Genomic DNA, 16,308 nt, shown 5'->3' with positions numbered 1-16,308 from the left:
AATCTACATAAACAATAAAAATGTAGAATAATTTACTTGGGAAACATCACATGAATCGTCGTTCATTTTTAACATCATCAAGCTTAGTGATCGGGGGACTTTCATTAAGTTCGTTTGTTAGCGCTGCCTATGCCACAGAAACTTCAAACCCTAAGCAGCTATTTAATGCAGAAAATCCTTTACTGTTAAACTTTAATGAAAACTCGCTAGGCATGTCATCCAATGCCAAACAGGCGATTATTGATGCACTTCCCCATGCTTTTCGCTATCCAGATGATGCGCGAAGCGCACTTATCAGTGCATTAGGTGAAGAATTTAAGCTATCAGACAAACACATCACTCTAGGTAATGGCTCCTCTGAAACCATACAAGCAGCCGTACAATATGTGGCGAATAAAGCGCAAAAAGCAGGTAAAACAGTACAACTGATTGTGCCTGATCCAACGTTTAATTATGCCGAACTTTATGCTGAACCTTTAGGTGTTAATATCGTAAAAGTGCCGGTTGATAACACATTGGCTTTTGATTTAACCGCCATGCAGAAAAAAGCACAAGCATTTGATGGTATTAGCATGGTATATCTGTGCAATCCTAATAACCCAACCGCAATGCTGACACCAACAGCGGCATTAACAAATTGGATCACCTCAGCAAAAGAAAATGTCTTTTTTATTATTGATGAAGCTTACGCTGAATTTGTGACAACACCTGAATTTACCAGTGCGATAGCATTAGTTGCTCAAGGTTATAAAAACTTGATTGTTACCCGTACATTTTCAAAAATTTATGCATTAGCTGGATTAAGGGTAGGCTATGGTGTGGCAGTCCCTGAGGTAATTAGTGAAGTAGATAGTTTCGTTTCTATTGATAATACCAATACTGCCGGTGCTGTTAGCGCATTAGCCTCGTTAAAAGATCACGCTTTTGTGGCATATAGTCGCAAGTCAATTGATGTATCACGACAAATGGTGGTTGATACTTTAAACGCCTTAAATATCGAGTATGCACCTTCTCACGCCAACTTTATTTTTCATAAAGTCAAAGGTGATGTGAAAACTTATCAAGAGAGAATGAAAGCGGCAAATATTATGGTAGGACGTGAGTTTCCTCCCGCATTAGGTTGGAGCCGTTTGACCTTAGGAACCCCTGAGGAGATGAGTTATTTTGTCGCGACGTTAAAAGAGTTTAGAACTAAAGGATGGATATAATCCTCTACAGCCAATAGTTATAAATGTATTTAAAAGGGAACGACACAGTTCCCTTGTTATTTACAGATATTCTAAAGAAAATAATACTTCACCATTTGCACTTCCCCCAACTACGTCCTTATTAGTTGCGATATATTGCGCATAAAAATCGAGAGAAATATTATTAGTTGTCTCTACAGGGTAAATCATACTACTTTTTCCCGGTAATATTTTATTCTGATTTTTATCTAAAATAGCAATACCTATATTTTGAGCCGCATTTTTTTCTGCCAACTTAAACAAGGTACTATCCTTACTGTCAGTATCACCACTAAACATTACTTTTACACCGCTAGTAACAATACTGCAATCAGTTAAGTTAAGTGTAAACTTTACTGGCTCTGTTGTATTTTTTTGCTGAAAATCTTTTGTTCCCCAAACCCCTAAGTCAACAAATTTATTTAGCGAATCAGGGCTGACTCTACAAGTATTTGCCACAATGTTCGCTTTTATAACAATATTTGTATTAGCTAATTCTGCTGTTGCATCTTTAGTAAAAAATACTGTATATCCGCTAAAAAGTAGCATTCCCCATAATAGAAAGCGCATTATTTTTCTAGTATGTAATAACTCATTCATGATATTAGCCTATTAAAATTAAGGGAAATCAACTCTTAGAAAGCCACTTGATGTGACAGCGCCTTCAGTTGGTGTTTTTCCATCAATACTTACGGGATAAACATTAATCGTGACATTAGCATCAGCATTTTGGTTGAGTCTGAAAGGAATAAAACTTGATAAATCATTAGGTGTTAATTCAGATCCACTTGAATTAGCAACCACAAAGCCAACACTTTTATTATTAGAAACAATAGCATTACCTTGAACTGAATCTGCTTGTAATCGCATTGTTAAATCAGCACTGGCATCTATATTGTCACATTGAATACTTAAGTTTCTAGAAACCGTATTAACTCCTTCGGCTTTTTTCCCTGCTACTTTAAAACTTGATGCAGGAATATTGTCAAAATCAATATTCAACACTTGCCCTGAATTAATAACGCAAGATTGTGGAACTGTCATTGAAAGATTTAAAAATAGCTTTGTAATGATAGTTTGTTTAGTCGCACAATTCTGTGGTTGGCAAAAACCAAATTCGCCTACAAAAATATTTTTTACATAGGTACCAGAAATAATAGCCTTGTCAATTTTTATTCTGGTTTGATACTTTCTTACAGAAACGACGCTTTCTTCGTTTTCAGTATAAGTACGGGAACCACAAGTAGAGCTTAGCGTAGGTACATTATAAGGGACATAAATTGTTCTACAATTATTAGTCATTCTTAACGCAACAGAAATATAGTCATCTATCTTAGAATAAATCCAGTCATTATTGCTGGTATTTGCACTAGGAATATTACCATTGGAATATGTCGCCCATGTTTGCGCTTGTCCCGCATTCCATCTTAATGTAATTCGATTGGACAAAGTAATATCAGAAGCATCTTTAGTAACACCGACTTTATTTTCCGTCTTTGATAGTTGTCCACTAAGCGTGGAATATTCATTCGCATTACAACCACTGACACAGCTCACAGCGACTGCATTATTTGAAATAATGGCTATTATTGTAAACAATACTATTCTAATCATAATAAAATCCGTAAATATGCTTGTTTTTAATATTGGCATGTGGAAGAAATAAAATAGATACCTTTTTCTTTTGATGACTTCTCATTAATTTGGTAATCAAATATACATTGTTGATCAGCCATTTTTCCCCATTTTGCTTTTAGCCTACCAACAGGTGCTAAACCAGAGATAAAAACATTCCCATTATCGCCAACAATACCACTTACGGAACGCTCTTCATCAACAACCATCGCACCGAAAGGTATAATAGCGCCATCTTTTTTGCTTAATGTAACCATTGCTCGATAGCCAATATTCGTTTTAAAATTAGCTTCAACCAATGCCCCCTTAGTAGGAACTACATTAATAATCGTATTTTCTAATTCAATATTTTCTTCTAATGAATTAACATCTAATGAAACTCGATTATTTTTATATGTTGAAGCAAACGGTAAGACGGCATAACCTTTATTATCAGTTAATATACCATTTGCATTTTCTACTTTAATATTATTAGCATCATTTGCTTTAATAAGAATATTGGTATCCCCTAAAGGTTGAGTTAAAGTAATCCCACCTGCATGAGCAACAACACCACCATTTAAACTATAATTAAACTCATGCCAATCATTACTATAATTATATCCGCTACCTATATTAGCATATTTACCTTTATAATTAGCATAAACCATTCCTGAATAACCAGAACCATTATGCGTATATCCTTGTTGAATATTATAATTTAAATTATTGTCTTCAAGGAGAGTTCCTGTTAGTCCCACTTGATTGACCCAAACATTGTCATCGCTTCTATTCATTGAGTAAACAGCATACATACTATTTCTACTTGAATGTAAGTCACTTACAGTTTGTTGGTTAAATACATCATTAAGAGGAATTGATATATTAAAAGCTACATTTTTATTATCACCACGCATACCCGGTGATTTTAATTTCGATAAACTAAGACTATAATTTATCCTATCAATATTAGCATTATAACCCAGTTGCCATAACTGTTCAGTTTCAGTTGTGCGCCAATAGTTTTGGTAAGAGCCTAAAATATACAAAGAACTATTATTGGTAATTTGCTGATTTATATTAAGTTGAAACCTCCCTTTTTTAGAATAATTTAAATTATAGTAGTTAGATAAGTTATCCTCATCTCTTATTATTCCATTATCTGTTACTATTTCACGCCCTGCCATTTTTTTATAACTAACTTCATTTAGGGTATAATAGCCTTGCGTTGAATATCGATACCCCATTATTTGAAAGTTAGTGCCTGTGCTATTAATCGATTTAGCATAGAGTAATCGGAATGACTGCCCTTTTTTATGCTCATCGTTTGGCAATATACTATTCGCCTGTATTACATCTGCTGATATCGCCCCAAAGGTGCCTAGATTACCACCTAAACCAATCGCATAGGCTTGATAATTATTTGAAAATTGGCTTCCTCCATATAACGTCATATTATAAGGCAAGCCATATACTAAACTTAATTGACCAAAATTAGGTTTATCTTGATAATCTGCTCCGCTACGAAATTCCCCTCCAATCAATTCGTATTTTAAGCGTCCTTCACGTTGTAAAATAGGCACATTTGAATAAGGTACAACAAATTGTGTAATTTTACCGTTATTCTCTTTGATTGTGACATCTAAATTACCGCTACTTGATGTGGCATAGAGATCTTTTATTTCAAATGCACCTGGAGGTACAGAAATTTGATAAATAACAAAACCATTCTGCTTGACTGTAACAATAGCATTACTATTCGCAATACCCTTTATCGTAGGTGCAAATCCTCTCATGCTATCAGGCAACATATTATCATCAGATTCTAGCTTAATCCCTCTAAAACCAAGACTATCAAAAATGGTTCCATTAGAAAAAGAGTCACCAAGGGTTAATTCAGCACGTAATGGAATAATAGGTTTTTGTACATATGTTCTTATATTCCTCCATTTATTTTGCTTACTTTCACCACTGGCATAGTTCCATGAACTTTCATTTCTAAATCGCCATGAACCAAGATTAATACCAGGATTTAAGTTTAAAAAATAATTATTATTATCAACGTTATCCTTAAATTTCTTACTATTTCTTCCTGTGAAATTATAATTTAGTAAAAATGCATTAATTCCATTATCCCATTTTTCAGGTGGGATAAAGCCACGAACATTATTTTTAAACATTATTTGTGGAATACTTAAAAATAATTTTTGTCCTTCAAAATCGAATTTAACACTTGAGTTTTCTATTTTATCTAAAATATTCTCACAAGCACTATCTTTACTTTCTACCTCTTCTGATTTCTTTTTGCTATTTTCAGTTAAAGTTATTCCAAAATTTGTCAAATTTTTATTATCTATACAAGGTAATAAGCCTGTATCATCGGATGATGCATCGCTTTCATAAAATATTAAATTTTTTGTTTCAACATATTCATCGTTTACATAAATTTCTACTGAATACATTCCTTCAGGTTGGCCTTCACCTTTATCAAATCGAGATAAATCTGCTACTTCATTATCAATATTTGAAATTAAGTTAGGATTAAAAAAACTATCCGCATACACCACACCAGAAAAGCATGTACCTAAAAAGATATATAAATTAAAACATATAGTTTTAGATTTTAGCATAATAAAGCCTTATCATTAATGAATGTTATAGCATTACTTACCAATCTGTTTCGTTACTTTGGGTGTACTAGCACCATAATCATTAATAGTTTGATAAGATATTTGACTATAGTTAGGCTTGCTGACTTTAATCATTACTGTTCCCATAGGAGGAACCATAATACTATTTAGCTGTTCATTATCAGCTTCTAAATTAATTAATGTCGCATAATAAGGTGAAGGATTATTTACTATTATGTTTCCTTGTGATTTTTTAAACTCAAGACTATTAGGTACATCCTCTATGTTAAAATTTAATCCTTGAGGTCTAATAAAAATTTTTATTCTAGATAATACTGCTAGCTGTAATATATTTTTATCTTTTATTTCTTCTCGCTCAATTTCAGGGATTGCTTTTGTATTTAACCAGAACAAACTTTCTCTATCATTTGGTAATGCCTTACCAGCATAAATTATTCTTAGCTTGTTTTCACTTTCTGGTTTGCTGACAAACAGTGGTGGTGTAACAATAAATTCATTACTTTTTTGATCTTGGCTATCATCAATCCATGATTGCACTAAAAAGCGTAATCTTTTATCTGTATTATTAAGAGTAATTGACGTCTGTTTTGCATCCATAGGATAGACTATGCGTGTTGCAGCTAATGCAACACCTCCCGCATATGATAGCGATGAAAAACTGAAGAGAAAAAATAACGCAATAAAGTGTTTAGATATTAAATGCATATTAACCTCAAATGATAGGTTTATTTATTGATAATTGAAAACAAACCAAACTACGCTGTCAGCTTTTCCACCGATAACGTTTTCTTTCGTTGCCAGATAACTTGCTTTAAATTTTAGTTTTAATTCATTCTCTTCAATAAATTTATACTTATTGAATTTATTAGGAATAATTATTTCACCTTCATCATTAAATAATGCAACACCTAATCCTGAAGCTGAATTTTGTTGATCGGTGATGCTAAATAATCGTTTATCATTATTGTTTACATCACCTATAATAATTATACTGACTTTATCCGTAATACTTTTATTACATCCCATTAATTTAATAAAAAATGGAATTTTTATAGAGTGACTTCCTACTCCATGAAATTGGTTACTACTAATAACACCAAGATCAACAATTTGATATTCACTTTCAGAAGATACTGTACAAGCAGGCTCTACAATTCCCCCTTTAAAAGTCACAATACCATCGTCTAAAGAGATATTTTCCCTGTCATTAGAATAGGCTGTAAATGAAAGAGTAAAAAATAGGACAATAGAATATATTAAACTATATTTCATATTTCCCTCGATATAAAAGTATGACCTTTATCAGGTCATACTTTAAGTTAATCCAATTTATTTATTCATATTGCATTTTGAAAGTTACATCAGCATCAGCATGACCAGGGGTAACGGTATCTAATGTAGATTTATAACGTGCAACAAAGTTAAGTGTATTTGATCCATCAATTAACTGTTTTGCTGTAGAAAAAACAGAGCCGTCTGGTGGTAACACTTTTCCTGTATGGTCTGTAATTTCAATACCAACGCCCGTCGCAGCACCCGCACCACCTGTTGTAATATTGCTTACAGCTAATACTGTTTTATCATTTGAATCACTTACACCTGAAAATGAAACTGAGGCATTCTGTGCGACAGTCGTATCACAAGCTTCTAAATTGATATAAAAATCAGTATTACCAACTGTTTTCCCTACACTATCAAATTGTGCGGTACGATATTGTCCAATATTAACAGTTTGATCTATTGATTTTGTACTAACAACACATGCAGCATTAACAATTTCTCCAGTAAAATTAATTTTACCACCATTAACAATAGTCGCTGCAGAAGCAACACCGCTCAGTGATAAAACAGATACTGTAAATAGAGCTTTAACTAACATCTTTTTTTTAAGCATTGACTTTTCCTTTTACATTACAGGTAAATATACACAACAACTTCACTTATAAATTAAAATAGTAAATCTATATTAGATAACAATATTTGAATCCATATACTAATTATATGATAAAGCGTTAACTGCCTTAATAAGGGTAATTTAATAAACATTAAATAAATAGGGTTTTAATTTTAAATAAAATCCCTATTAATTCATTGATATACTTAATATACTTGCCACCAATAATATTATTTATCTTACATTTAAATAATATTCTCAAAGAATGGAATATTATTATCAGAATCATATTTTATTTTATATTTTAATGTGATAACTCTTTTGGAAACCTTTTCAAAGAAATCACTTATTGAAATATCAAATATATTTAGTATGTGAAAAAGTATATCAATAGGTATTTTATTTATTCCTCGTTCATAACGAGAAATTTGTTGTTGAGAAATATTCAATAATTTTCCTAACTCAGCCCCCGTCATAGAATTACGTTGCCTTAAAAGAAAAAGTTCATATCCAATCGAATGACAAAATATTTTTCTTTCTGAAATATATTCAAAATTCAATGAGAAATTATTTATTTCCAAAATTCACTTCCTCAACTGTATTTGCATTTAATTTACTTTATGAGATTAATAAAATCAATTATTCAAAAATTTCTAACGAATTAAAAACCTCATAATAAAACACTAAATAAGAGTAGGTAAATATACTCATTTTATTTGTATCAGGGAGTTAATTGATTATCTGATTTTAATAGTCGTTTTAAGACAGTGATTAATTCTAAAATTACGAGAAAATAGACACAAATAAGACATAATAATCTATTAATGAAAACATATTAAATTTTTATTAATTTTTAATAGAAATATTTTTTATTGTTTTTGCTTACTGTAAAACCAAGGGTTAGTACAAAACTTATACTTTTTGTTTCAAATGTTATTTTAACAAAGTTACAATAATAAACTTTATTAATGATTATACCTTTATATCTCATCCTAAAAATTTTTACTTGATATAAATTAATATTTATTTATTTTTTTTGGTACTGATATTTGTAATTAGATAAGTTTTTTTAACCATTATTTTATCTTATTAAAAAATAATATTTTTATAACTATAAAAACTTTTGATATTAAAATCATAAACTGATAAAAACAACATAATTCATTGATAATAAATGATTTTCATCATTATCAACACTTTTCATATTTAAAAAAATGATAATATCAAATAGAAAATAAATTTTTAGAAAAAATCTATTACAAATAAGTTTATTTGAATATTAAATTTTTGAGCCATATGCTTTATATATAAAGAAAAAGGGCCTGAATAAATTCAGGCCCTTTTTCCTATTAATATAATTTTATTATTTATTAAAGCGGATCGACTTTTAAACAAGATACCGCATGACGGAAACTTCCCTCTAATAAAGGGCGCGTTTTAGCACATTCTTCATCAGCCATCGGACAACGTGTACGGAAAATACAGCCTGATGGTGGATTAATTGGTGAAGGAAGCTCTCCTTCTAACAAATCAATATGCTTGTTACGCTCTTTATCCGGATCAGGAATAGGCACCGCTGACATCAATGCTTTGGTATAAGGGTGTAATGGGTGATGATAAACTTCATCATAAGTCCCCAATTCCACCGCATGACCTAAATACATCACTAAGACACGATCTGAGATGTGTTTCACTACCGCAAGATCATGCGCAATAAAGATGAGCGATAATCCCATCTCTTTTTGGATATCTTTCAGTAGATTGACTACCTGAGCTTGAATAGAAACATCCAGTGCCGATACAGGTTCGTCACAGATAACCAGTTTTGGCTCTAAGATCAGTGCGCGAGCAATACCAATCCGTTGACACTGTCCACCAGAAAACTCATGAGGATAGCGGTTAATTAAGTTTGGTAATAACCCGACTCGCATCATCATCGCTTTGACTTTTTCAACCACTTCAGCCTGTTTCATTTTCGGATGATAGGTTTTTAGTGGTTCGGCAATAATATCGCCAATCGTCATTCTTGGGTTTAAGGAGGCAAGTGGATCTTGGAATATCATCTGAATATCTTGACGAACATCGCGCCACTGTTTATTGCCCATGCCTAATAAGTCATGGCCTAACCAAGTGACTGTACCACCCGATGCTTTAACTAAGCCGATAATGGCACGCGCAAAAGTTGATTTGCCACAACCTGATTCCCCTACTACACCTAAGGTTTCACCTTCGTATAAACGTAAGGTAACACCATCAACGGCTTTGAGGCTTTTTTTAGGTTGCCAGAACCACTGCTTATTATCTTGTACATCGAAATAAACTTTTAGATCGTTGACTTCGAGGATCACTTTTCTATCTTGTAAGGTGGCTTGGCTCATACTAACTCCTCCGCCGCTTTAAAACAGGCTCGTAATCTTCCCTGAGCAAATTGTGTTAATTGAGGTTCACTATTCAAACACTGCTCTGTTGCATATTGGCAACGAGGCTGGAATGGGCAACCTTTAGGTAAACGCAATAAGTTAGGAGGATTACCCGGAATGGTCGCCAAACGTTCATCTTCACCATCTAAACGAGGTACTGCTTGCAGCAACCCAATAGAATATGGGTGTGATGGTTGGTAGAAAATATCTCGCGCATTACCATATTCCATGGTTCGCCCAGCATACATTACCAGTACTTTGTCGCAAATACCCGCAACCACACCGAGGTCATGGGTGATCATGATAATGGCTGTATTAAGCTCTTTTTTTAGCTCGTTTAGCAGTGTCATGATTTGTGCCTGAACAGTCACATCCAGTGCCGTTGTTGGCTCATCAGCAATTAATAGTTTTGGCTTACATAATAGTGCCATCGCTATCATTACCCGTTGGCGCATCCCACCAGAGAACTCATGGGGATACATGCCCATACGTTTATGGGCTTCGGGCATTTTTACTGCATCAAGCATGCGAACTGATTCCGCATATGCATCATTTTTACTCATGCCCTTATGAAGCATAAGCACTTCAATTAACTGAGTGCCGACTTTCATATAGGGGTTAAGTGAGGTCATCGGATCTTGAAATATCATGGATATTTCTTCAGCACGCATTTTGTTTAATTGACTTTGGCGTAAGTTTAAAATTTCACGACCATTAAAATGAGCACTTCCAGCAGTACGACCGTTTTTAGCTAATAATCCCATTAAGGCGAACGCAGTTTGCGATTTCCCAGAGCCTGATTCACCGACAATTCCTAAGGTTTCCCCTGCAGATAGCTCAAAGTTGAGCTTATTTACTGCGGTTACATCCCCATCTGGAGTACCAAAGGTGACACAGAGATCTTTTACACTTAACAATGGCTTATTTGTTGAATTTGTCATCATGTTCTCCTTAACGATCTTTCGGATCTAACGCGTCACGTAAACCATCACCGATAAAGTTAAAGCAAAACAAGGTGACAACTAAAAATGCAGCTGGGAAAAGTAATAACCAAGGAGAAACTTCCATTGAATTTGCACCATCACTCAGTAGTGCTCCCCAACTACTTAATGGCTCTTGTGTGCCTAATCCTAAGAAACTTAAAAATGATTCAAATAAGATCATGCTAGGAACCAGTAATGAAGCGTATACCACAACAACACCTAATACATTCGGCACGATGTGTTTAAGGACGATATTACGTGATGACACACCACAGACTAACGCCGCTTCAATAAACTCTTTACGTTTTAAACTAAGTGTTTGTCCCCGTACGATACGAGCCATATCGAGCCAAGATACCATGCCGATGGCAACAAAGATCAGTAAGATATTTTGCCCAAAAAAGGTCACCAGTAAGATAACAAAGAACATAAATGGGAAGGAGTTTAATATCTCCAGTAAACGCATCATCACTGAGTCAACGCGCCCACCGATATAACCTGCCATCGCGCCATAGAGGGTGCCAACAATCACCGCGACAAATGCCGCTGCAATACCTACCATCAGTGAAATACGTCCACCAATTGCTACACGAACTAATAAGTCACGTCCTGATGAGTCGGTGCCAAAATAGTGCGCTGAGGCAAAATCAGGTGGCATTGACATCATTTCCCAATCCGTATCGTCATAAACAAAAGGCGATAACATGGGGGCGAAAATGACAAAAAGTAAAATACAAAATAGTAGTACTAGGCTGGTGATCGCCGCTTTATTGTGCATAAAACGACGACGGGCATCTTGCCATAAACTACGACCTTCAACATCTAGTTGCTCCGAGAAATTCCCCAGAGCTTCGCTATTTTCTTTCATCGATAACATAACGTGCTCCAGTCTCTATTAATAACGAATTTTCGGATCGATTACGGCGTATAAAATATCAACAATGGCATTAAATAAAATGGTTAAACCACCCACAATAATGGTTAAACTCAATACCAATGAGTAGTCTCGATTTAATGCACCATTAACGAAAAGTTGACCAATACCCGGTAATCCAAAAATGGTTTCAATGACCATAGAGCCTGTAATAATCCCCACAAATGCCGGCCCCATATAAGAGATCACTGGCAGTAATGCTGGTTTTAACGCATGACGTAGCACTATGCGTTTCATTGGTAAGCCTTTAGCTTTGGCCGTTCTGATAAAGTTTGAGTGTAAAACTTCAATCATAGAACTACGTGTGATACGCGAAATACTTGCAATGTAGGAGAGCGATAATGCAACCATCGGCAGTAACATGTACTGAATTTGCCCACCATTCCAACCTCCCGCCGGTAACCAACGTAAGGTAATCGCAAAGATAAGCACTAATAGTGGCGCCACCACAAAGCTCGGTATCACAACCCCCGTCATGGCAAATGTCATGACGGTATAATCCCATTTGGTATTTTGATTCAGTGCGGCTATCACGCCTGCCCCCACACCAAAAATAACCGCTAATACAAAGGCCGATAGCCCTAATTTTGCAGAAACAGGGAATGCTTTACCGACTAAAGTGTTAACACTGTAGTCTTTATATTTAAAAGAAGGCCCTAAATCCCCTTTCGATAATTGAATTAAATAATCGAAGTATTGTTTGTAAATGGGATCGTTTAAATGATATTTCGCTTCGATGTTGGCCATAACTTCAGGGGGTAATTTCCTTTCCCCAGTAAAAGGGCTACCCGGCGCTAAGCGCATCATAAAGAACGAAATCGTTATTAGAATAAAAAGTGTCGGGATCGCTTCCAAAAAGCGACGAAAAATAAATTTGAGCATTGCCCGTTCCTATAACACAAACCTATTCAGGCGTGGTGATAAAAAGACCTCGCTTAACTTAAGCAAGGTCTCGCCCGATTATTTAGCAATAATATACAAGTCTTTAGTATGTAAATTATCCAGTGGATCTTTACCAGAATAACCACCGACATAAGGTTTAACCAAACGGGTGTTTACGTAGTAGTAAAGTGGAACAATGGCAGAATCTTTATCTAATACACCTTCTGCTTTTTGATAAATTTCTGCACGTTCATCATCCGATTTCACGCGTAAAGATTCTTTCATATACGCATCAAATTGTTTGTTTTTATAGTGAACGGTATTATTACTGCTGTAAGACAGCATCATGTTAAGGAATGAAGAAGGTTCGTTATAATCTGCACACCATCCTGCACGTGCAACATCATAATTACCTTGGTGACGTGTATCTAAGAACGTTTTCCACTCTTGGTTTTCAAGAGAAACCTCAGCACCTAAGTTTTTCTTCCAAATAGAAGAGGCCGCAATCGCGACTTTTTTATGTAGATCAGAGGTGTTATACAGTAACTTGAATTTTAATGGATTGGCTTTGTTATAACCCGCCTCTTCTAATAATTGGCGCGCCTTTTCATTACGTTGCTCTTGGGTCCAAGAAGCGAACCACTCTGGTTTACTCTCTTTAATGCCATCGGTGAAAGGCGGTGTAAATCCGTAAGCAGGGATATCACCTTGGTTTTTCACTTTATAGGTGATGATATCTCTATCCATAGATAGTTTTAGTGCTTCACGTACTCGTGGATCGTCAAAGGGAGCTTTCTCATTATTAATTTCATAATAATAAGTACATAAGTATGGACTGATACGTAATTCATCTGGGATCTCTTTTTTCAATTTTTGGAAAAATTCAATCGGCAGATTGCTATAAGTCATATCGATTTCACCCGCACGATAGCGGTTTACATCGGTGACTTCTGATGAGATAGGTAAAAAAGTAACTTTATTGATAACCGTATTTTTATTGTCCCAATAGGTTGGACTACGCTCTAATTCAATACGTTCGTTTACCGTCCAATTTTTCAGTACATAAGCACCATTGCCGACAAAGTTCGCAGGTTGCGTCCACTTTTCACCAAATTTTTCAATCACTTTTTGATTCACTGGCGACATCGAGGAGTGAGCTAGCAATTTAGGTAAATAAGGTACGGCCTCTGATAATGTGATTTCTAAGGTATTATTATCAAGCGCTTTAACACCTAGTTCCGTCGGTTTTTTCTTACCGGCGATAATATCGTCAATATTAACAATATGGGCATATTGTAGATAACTTTCATAAGGTGATGCTGTATTCGGATCTGCTAAACGTTGCCAGCTATAAACAAAGTCTTGCGCTGTTACAGGGTCACCATTTGACCATTTCGCGTCTTCACGAATTTTGAACGTCCAAACGGTAAAATCTTTATTTTCCCAGCTAGTCGCAGAGCCCGGTAGAATTTCACCATCAGGCCCTACAATCGTGATCCCTTCAAATAGATCTCGTGCTAATGCTGATTCAGGTACACCCTCAATTTTATGAGGATCAAGTGATTGTGGCTCAGAGCCATTATTACGCACTAACTCTTGTTTATCAGCCAGTTTTACCCCATCAGGCACAACAGCCGCAGTAGCATTGAGCGCCGTAAAACCAAAGATAGTACCAATGGCGATCGCTAGCGCACTTTTTTTAGTTACATTTATCATCTTATCAAATACTCCCAGTTAGTGAGTCGGCCATTGTTCGGCCTTCCTGTGATGCTTCGCTGTGTTTTTGGAACGTTTTACACAACTTATTGTTTTACAAAAAAATAAAATATTGTTGCAGATTGACTATCTATGCTTAACTGCATGATGTCTTTATCATTTTTGTGCCGTTATATTTTGTGTAGTACTTTTTATGCTATACTTTTTTAAATTGCTTTTGCTAATTAAAATCAGATATAGCTATAGATGCGTTATAACTTACCAGTTTTATTTATCTGCCTTTATAAAATAGCGCTTTAAGTCCGTATAATCAAAGGGGTCTTTACCGGTAAATCCGCCCACTTTAGGACTGACCATTCTGACACTCACACGATAATAGACTGGTACAATAGCGGAGTCCTTGTCTAACAAGGCTTCAGCACGTTGATACAGTTGGTGACGCGCTTCATTATCAGTGGCCAGTAACGCATTCTTTAATGCAGCATCATAATCACTATTTTCATATAAAATAGTATTTAGACTGCTAGTGGAGAGGAAAGAGTTTAAAAATGATGTTGGTTCATTGTAATCGGCACACCATGTTGCCCTTGCTACTTGGTAATTACCTTGGTTACGATTTTCTAACGTCGTTTTCCACTCTTGATTTTGTAAAGTGACATTAGCACCAATATTCTTTTTCCACATAGAAGCGGCAGCAATAGCTTGTTGCTTATTCTGATCGGATGTGTTGTACAGCAATGTAAAAGATAATGGGTTTTGGCTGTCATAACCGGCTTCTTTTAATAACTCACGCGCTCTTTCATGACGCTGTTGTTGCGTCCAACCTGCCCATTTAGGGGGTTTAAACTTGCCATTATTAATAAAAGGTGGAGTAAAAGAATAAGCCGGTATTTGCCCTTGCCCCATGATCTTTTCCGCGATAATTTCTCTATCTAAACTTAATTTTACCGCTTCACGCACACGGGGATCATCAAAAGGTGGACGTTTATTATTAAGCTCATAAAAGAAAGTACATAGGTAAGGCGTAATATGTAGAGCCTCCGGTTGCTCTTGTTTCATCTTTCGATAAAGCGTAGGAGGAATAGCGCTATTGGTGATTTGAACTTCACCGCTACGGTAGCGATTAATATCACTGGTTTCTGAACTAATAGGTAAAAAAGTCGCTCGTTCAATAATGGTGTTTTTGTTATCCCAATAAAGCGGATTACGTTTTAAAGTGATTTTTTCATTAACCACCCAATTATCAATTAAATACGCCCCATTACCGACAAAGTTTTCCGGGCGAGTCCAATTGACACCATATTTTTCAACAATCTCTTTTTTAACTGGTTTTAATGAGGTGTGGTTTAGCATATCCACCAGATAGGGAACCGGTTGTGTGAGCGTAACTTGCAAAGTATGTGGATCAATTGCTTTTACCCCTAGACTCTCTGGGGATTTCTTACCTGTCAGAATATCTGCAACATTTTCCACATAGGCATATTCAAGATAACTGGCATAAGGCGAGCCAGTTTGGGGATCTGTTAATCGACGCCAACTATAAACAAAATCATCTGCAGTAACCGGTGTACCATCACTCCATTTCGCATCATCGCGTAAATAGAAAGTCCATGTTTTATTGTCTTCTGAGCTCTCCCATTTAGCGGCAACCCCCGGCATACTTTCACCATTAGGCCCCATATAAGTGAGCCCTTCTAATAAATTTAAAATAATATTACTTTCTGGTACCCCTTCCACTTTATGTGGATCAAGGGAGGAAACTTCAGTGCCATTATTAATAACAATATCTTGTTGTTTCGCAAGAAGAGTACCTTCTGGAGGTATTACCGCATGAGAAAGAAAAGAGGTCAGCGCAAGTGATATAATGCTGACAGGAAACATCATTTTTAACATAACTTTCTTTTTCATGGGTACCTCTCCTAATAAATAATCATCTATAGCGGGGTTACTCAATTTACATATAAATTATTTTTAAATAATATTCAGAT

14 protein-coding genes are annotated in these 16,308 nt (G+C 35.3%); 1 reads left to right on the top strand and 13 read right to left on the bottom strand.

Annotated elements, in window-relative coordinates; genetic code table 11:
* Positions 1-50: 50 nt before the first annotated feature.
* On the top strand, positions 51-1,208 hold the full coding sequence (locus AACV00_RS15430; RefSeq protein ID WP_060555520.1) for a pyridoxal phosphate-dependent aminotransferase: 1,158 nt from the start codon (positions 51-53) through the stop codon (positions 1,206-1,208).
* Positions 1,209-1,268: 60 nt separating this feature from the next.
* Here the strand turns inward: AACV00_RS15430 and AACV00_RS15425 are convergent, their stop codons facing one another.
* From AACV00_RS15425 to AACV00_RS15365, 13 genes are all read right to left on the bottom strand, one after another.
* Positions 1,269-1,826, bottom strand: a complete 558-nt coding sequence (locus tag AACV00_RS15425) for a fimbrial protein (protein ID WP_004248209.1) — start codon at positions 1,824-1,826, stop codon at positions 1,269-1,271.
* 18 nt (positions 1,827-1,844) lie between these two features.
* Complete coding sequence (locus AACV00_RS15420) at positions 1,845-2,840, bottom strand: fimbrial protein (RefSeq protein WP_004250941.1); 996 nt, start codon at positions 2,838-2,840, stop codon at positions 1,845-1,847.
* Positions 2,841-2,866: 26 nt separating this feature from the next.
* Positions 2,867-5,470 (bottom strand): fimbria/pilus outer membrane usher protein, encoded by a 2,604-nt coding sequence (locus tag AACV00_RS15415; RefSeq protein WP_060555521.1) that lies wholly within the window; start codon positions 5,468-5,470, stop codon positions 2,867-2,869.
* 33 nt (positions 5,471-5,503) lie between these two features.
* On the bottom strand, positions 5,504-6,196 hold the full coding sequence (locus AACV00_RS15410) for a fimbria/pilus periplasmic chaperone (RefSeq protein ID WP_004243223.1): 693 nt from the start codon (positions 6,194-6,196) through the stop codon (positions 5,504-5,506).
* A gap of 24 nt (positions 6,197-6,220) precedes the next feature.
* A complete protein-coding gene (locus tag AACV00_RS15405; RefSeq protein ID WP_004243224.1) occupies positions 6,221-6,763 on the bottom strand; it encodes a fimbrial protein in 543 nt (180 codons plus the stop codon).
* Positions 6,764-6,824: 61 nt separating this feature from the next.
* A complete protein-coding gene (gene fimA / locus AACV00_RS15400) occupies positions 6,825-7,385 on the bottom strand; it encodes a type 1 fimbrial major subunit FimA (RefSeq protein ID WP_004243225.1) in 561 nt (186 codons plus the stop codon).
* A gap of 245 nt (positions 7,386-7,630) precedes the next feature.
* Positions 7,631-7,966, bottom strand: a complete 336-nt coding sequence (locus tag AACV00_RS15395) for a helix-turn-helix domain-containing protein (RefSeq protein ID WP_012368005.1) — start codon at positions 7,964-7,966, stop codon at positions 7,631-7,633.
* Positions 7,967-8,755: 789 nt separating this feature from the next.
* Positions 8,756-9,763 (bottom strand): murein tripeptide/oligopeptide ABC transporter ATP binding protein OppF, encoded by a 1,008-nt coding sequence (oppF, locus tag AACV00_RS15390; RefSeq protein ID WP_012368006.1) that lies wholly within the window; start codon positions 9,761-9,763, stop codon positions 8,756-8,758.
* Positions 9,760-10,749, bottom strand: a complete 990-nt coding sequence (locus tag AACV00_RS15385; protein WP_004243228.1) for an ABC transporter ATP-binding protein — start codon at positions 10,747-10,749, stop codon at positions 9,760-9,762. The genes oppF and AACV00_RS15385 overlap by 4 nt, the downstream gene beginning before the upstream one ends.
* Before the next feature lie 7 nt (positions 10,750-10,756).
* Positions 10,757-11,665, bottom strand: coding sequence for an oligopeptide ABC transporter permease OppC (gene oppC, locus AACV00_RS15380; RefSeq protein ID WP_004243229.1), 909 nt, complete (start codon positions 11,663-11,665; stop codon positions 10,757-10,759).
* Positions 11,666-11,683: 18 nt separating this feature from the next.
* The gene (gene oppB / locus AACV00_RS15375) at positions 11,684-12,604 is read right to left on the bottom strand and encodes an oligopeptide ABC transporter permease OppB (RefSeq protein ID WP_004243230.1); all 921 of its coding nucleotides are present in this window, start codon (positions 12,602-12,604) and stop codon (positions 11,684-11,686) included.
* Positions 12,605-12,682: 78 nt separating this feature from the next.
* The gene (gene oppA, locus AACV00_RS15370) at positions 12,683-14,320 is read right to left on the bottom strand and encodes an oligopeptide ABC transporter substrate-binding protein OppA (RefSeq protein WP_004248215.1); all 1,638 of its coding nucleotides are present in this window, start codon (positions 14,318-14,320) and stop codon (positions 12,683-12,685) included.
* A 267-nt stretch (positions 14,321-14,587) separates the two neighbouring features.
* A complete protein-coding gene (locus AACV00_RS15365) occupies positions 14,588-16,228 on the bottom strand; it encodes an ABC transporter substrate-binding protein (protein ID WP_004243232.1) in 1,641 nt (546 codons plus the stop codon).
* Positions 16,229-16,308 lie beyond the last annotated feature (80 nt).

Origin of the sequence: Proteus sp. G3927, assembly GCF_963894685.1 — a bacterium.
Taxonomy (GTDB): Bacteria; Pseudomonadota; Gammaproteobacteria; order Enterobacterales; family Enterobacteriaceae; genus Proteus; species Proteus mirabilis.
Note: the sequence above shows the minus strand (reverse complement) of the source record. Positions and strands in the feature narration are given on the sequence as shown.

Coding starts and splice junctions, on each gene's coding strand:
- AACV00_RS15430 (WP_060555520.1), top strand. CDS start 51: ATGAATCGTCGTTCATTTTTAACATCATCAAGCTTAGTGATCGGGGGA.
- oppB (WP_004243230.1), bottom strand. CDS start 12,604: ATGCTCAAATTTATTTTTCGTCGCTTTTTGGAAGCGATCCCGACACTT.
- AACV00_RS15365 (WP_004243232.1), bottom strand. CDS start 16,228: ATGAAAAAGAAAGTTATGTTAAAAATGATGTTTCCTGTCAGCATTATA.
- AACV00_RS15385 (WP_004243228.1), bottom strand. CDS start 10,749: ATGATGACAAATTCAACAAATAAGCCATTGTTAAGTGTAAAAGATCTC.
- fimA (WP_004243225.1), bottom strand. CDS start 7,385: ATGCTTAAAAAAAAGATGTTAGTTAAAGCTCTATTTACAGTATCTGTT.
- AACV00_RS15405 (WP_004243224.1), bottom strand. CDS start 6,763: ATGAAATATAGTTTAATATATTCTATTGTCCTATTTTTTACTCTTTCA.
- AACV00_RS15410 (WP_004243223.1), bottom strand. CDS start 6,196: ATGCATTTAATATCTAAACACTTTATTGCGTTATTTTTTCTCTTCAGT.
- oppF (WP_012368006.1), bottom strand. CDS start 9,763: ATGAGCCAAGCCACCTTACAAGATAGAAAAGTGATCCTCGAAGTCAAC.
- oppA (WP_004248215.1), bottom strand. CDS start 14,320: ATGATAAATGTAACTAAAAAAAGTGCGCTAGCGATCGCCATTGGTACT.
- AACV00_RS15420 (WP_004250941.1), bottom strand. CDS start 2,840: ATGATTAGAATAGTATTGTTTACAATAATAGCCATTATTTCAAATAAT.
- oppC (WP_004243229.1), bottom strand. CDS start 11,665: ATGTTATCGATGAAAGAAAATAGCGAAGCTCTGGGGAATTTCTCGGAG.
- AACV00_RS15415 (WP_060555521.1), bottom strand. CDS start 5,470: ATGCTAAAATCTAAAACTATATGTTTTAATTTATATATCTTTTTAGGT.
- AACV00_RS15425 (WP_004248209.1), bottom strand. CDS start 1,826: ATGAATGAGTTATTACATACTAGAAAAATAATGCGCTTTCTATTATGG.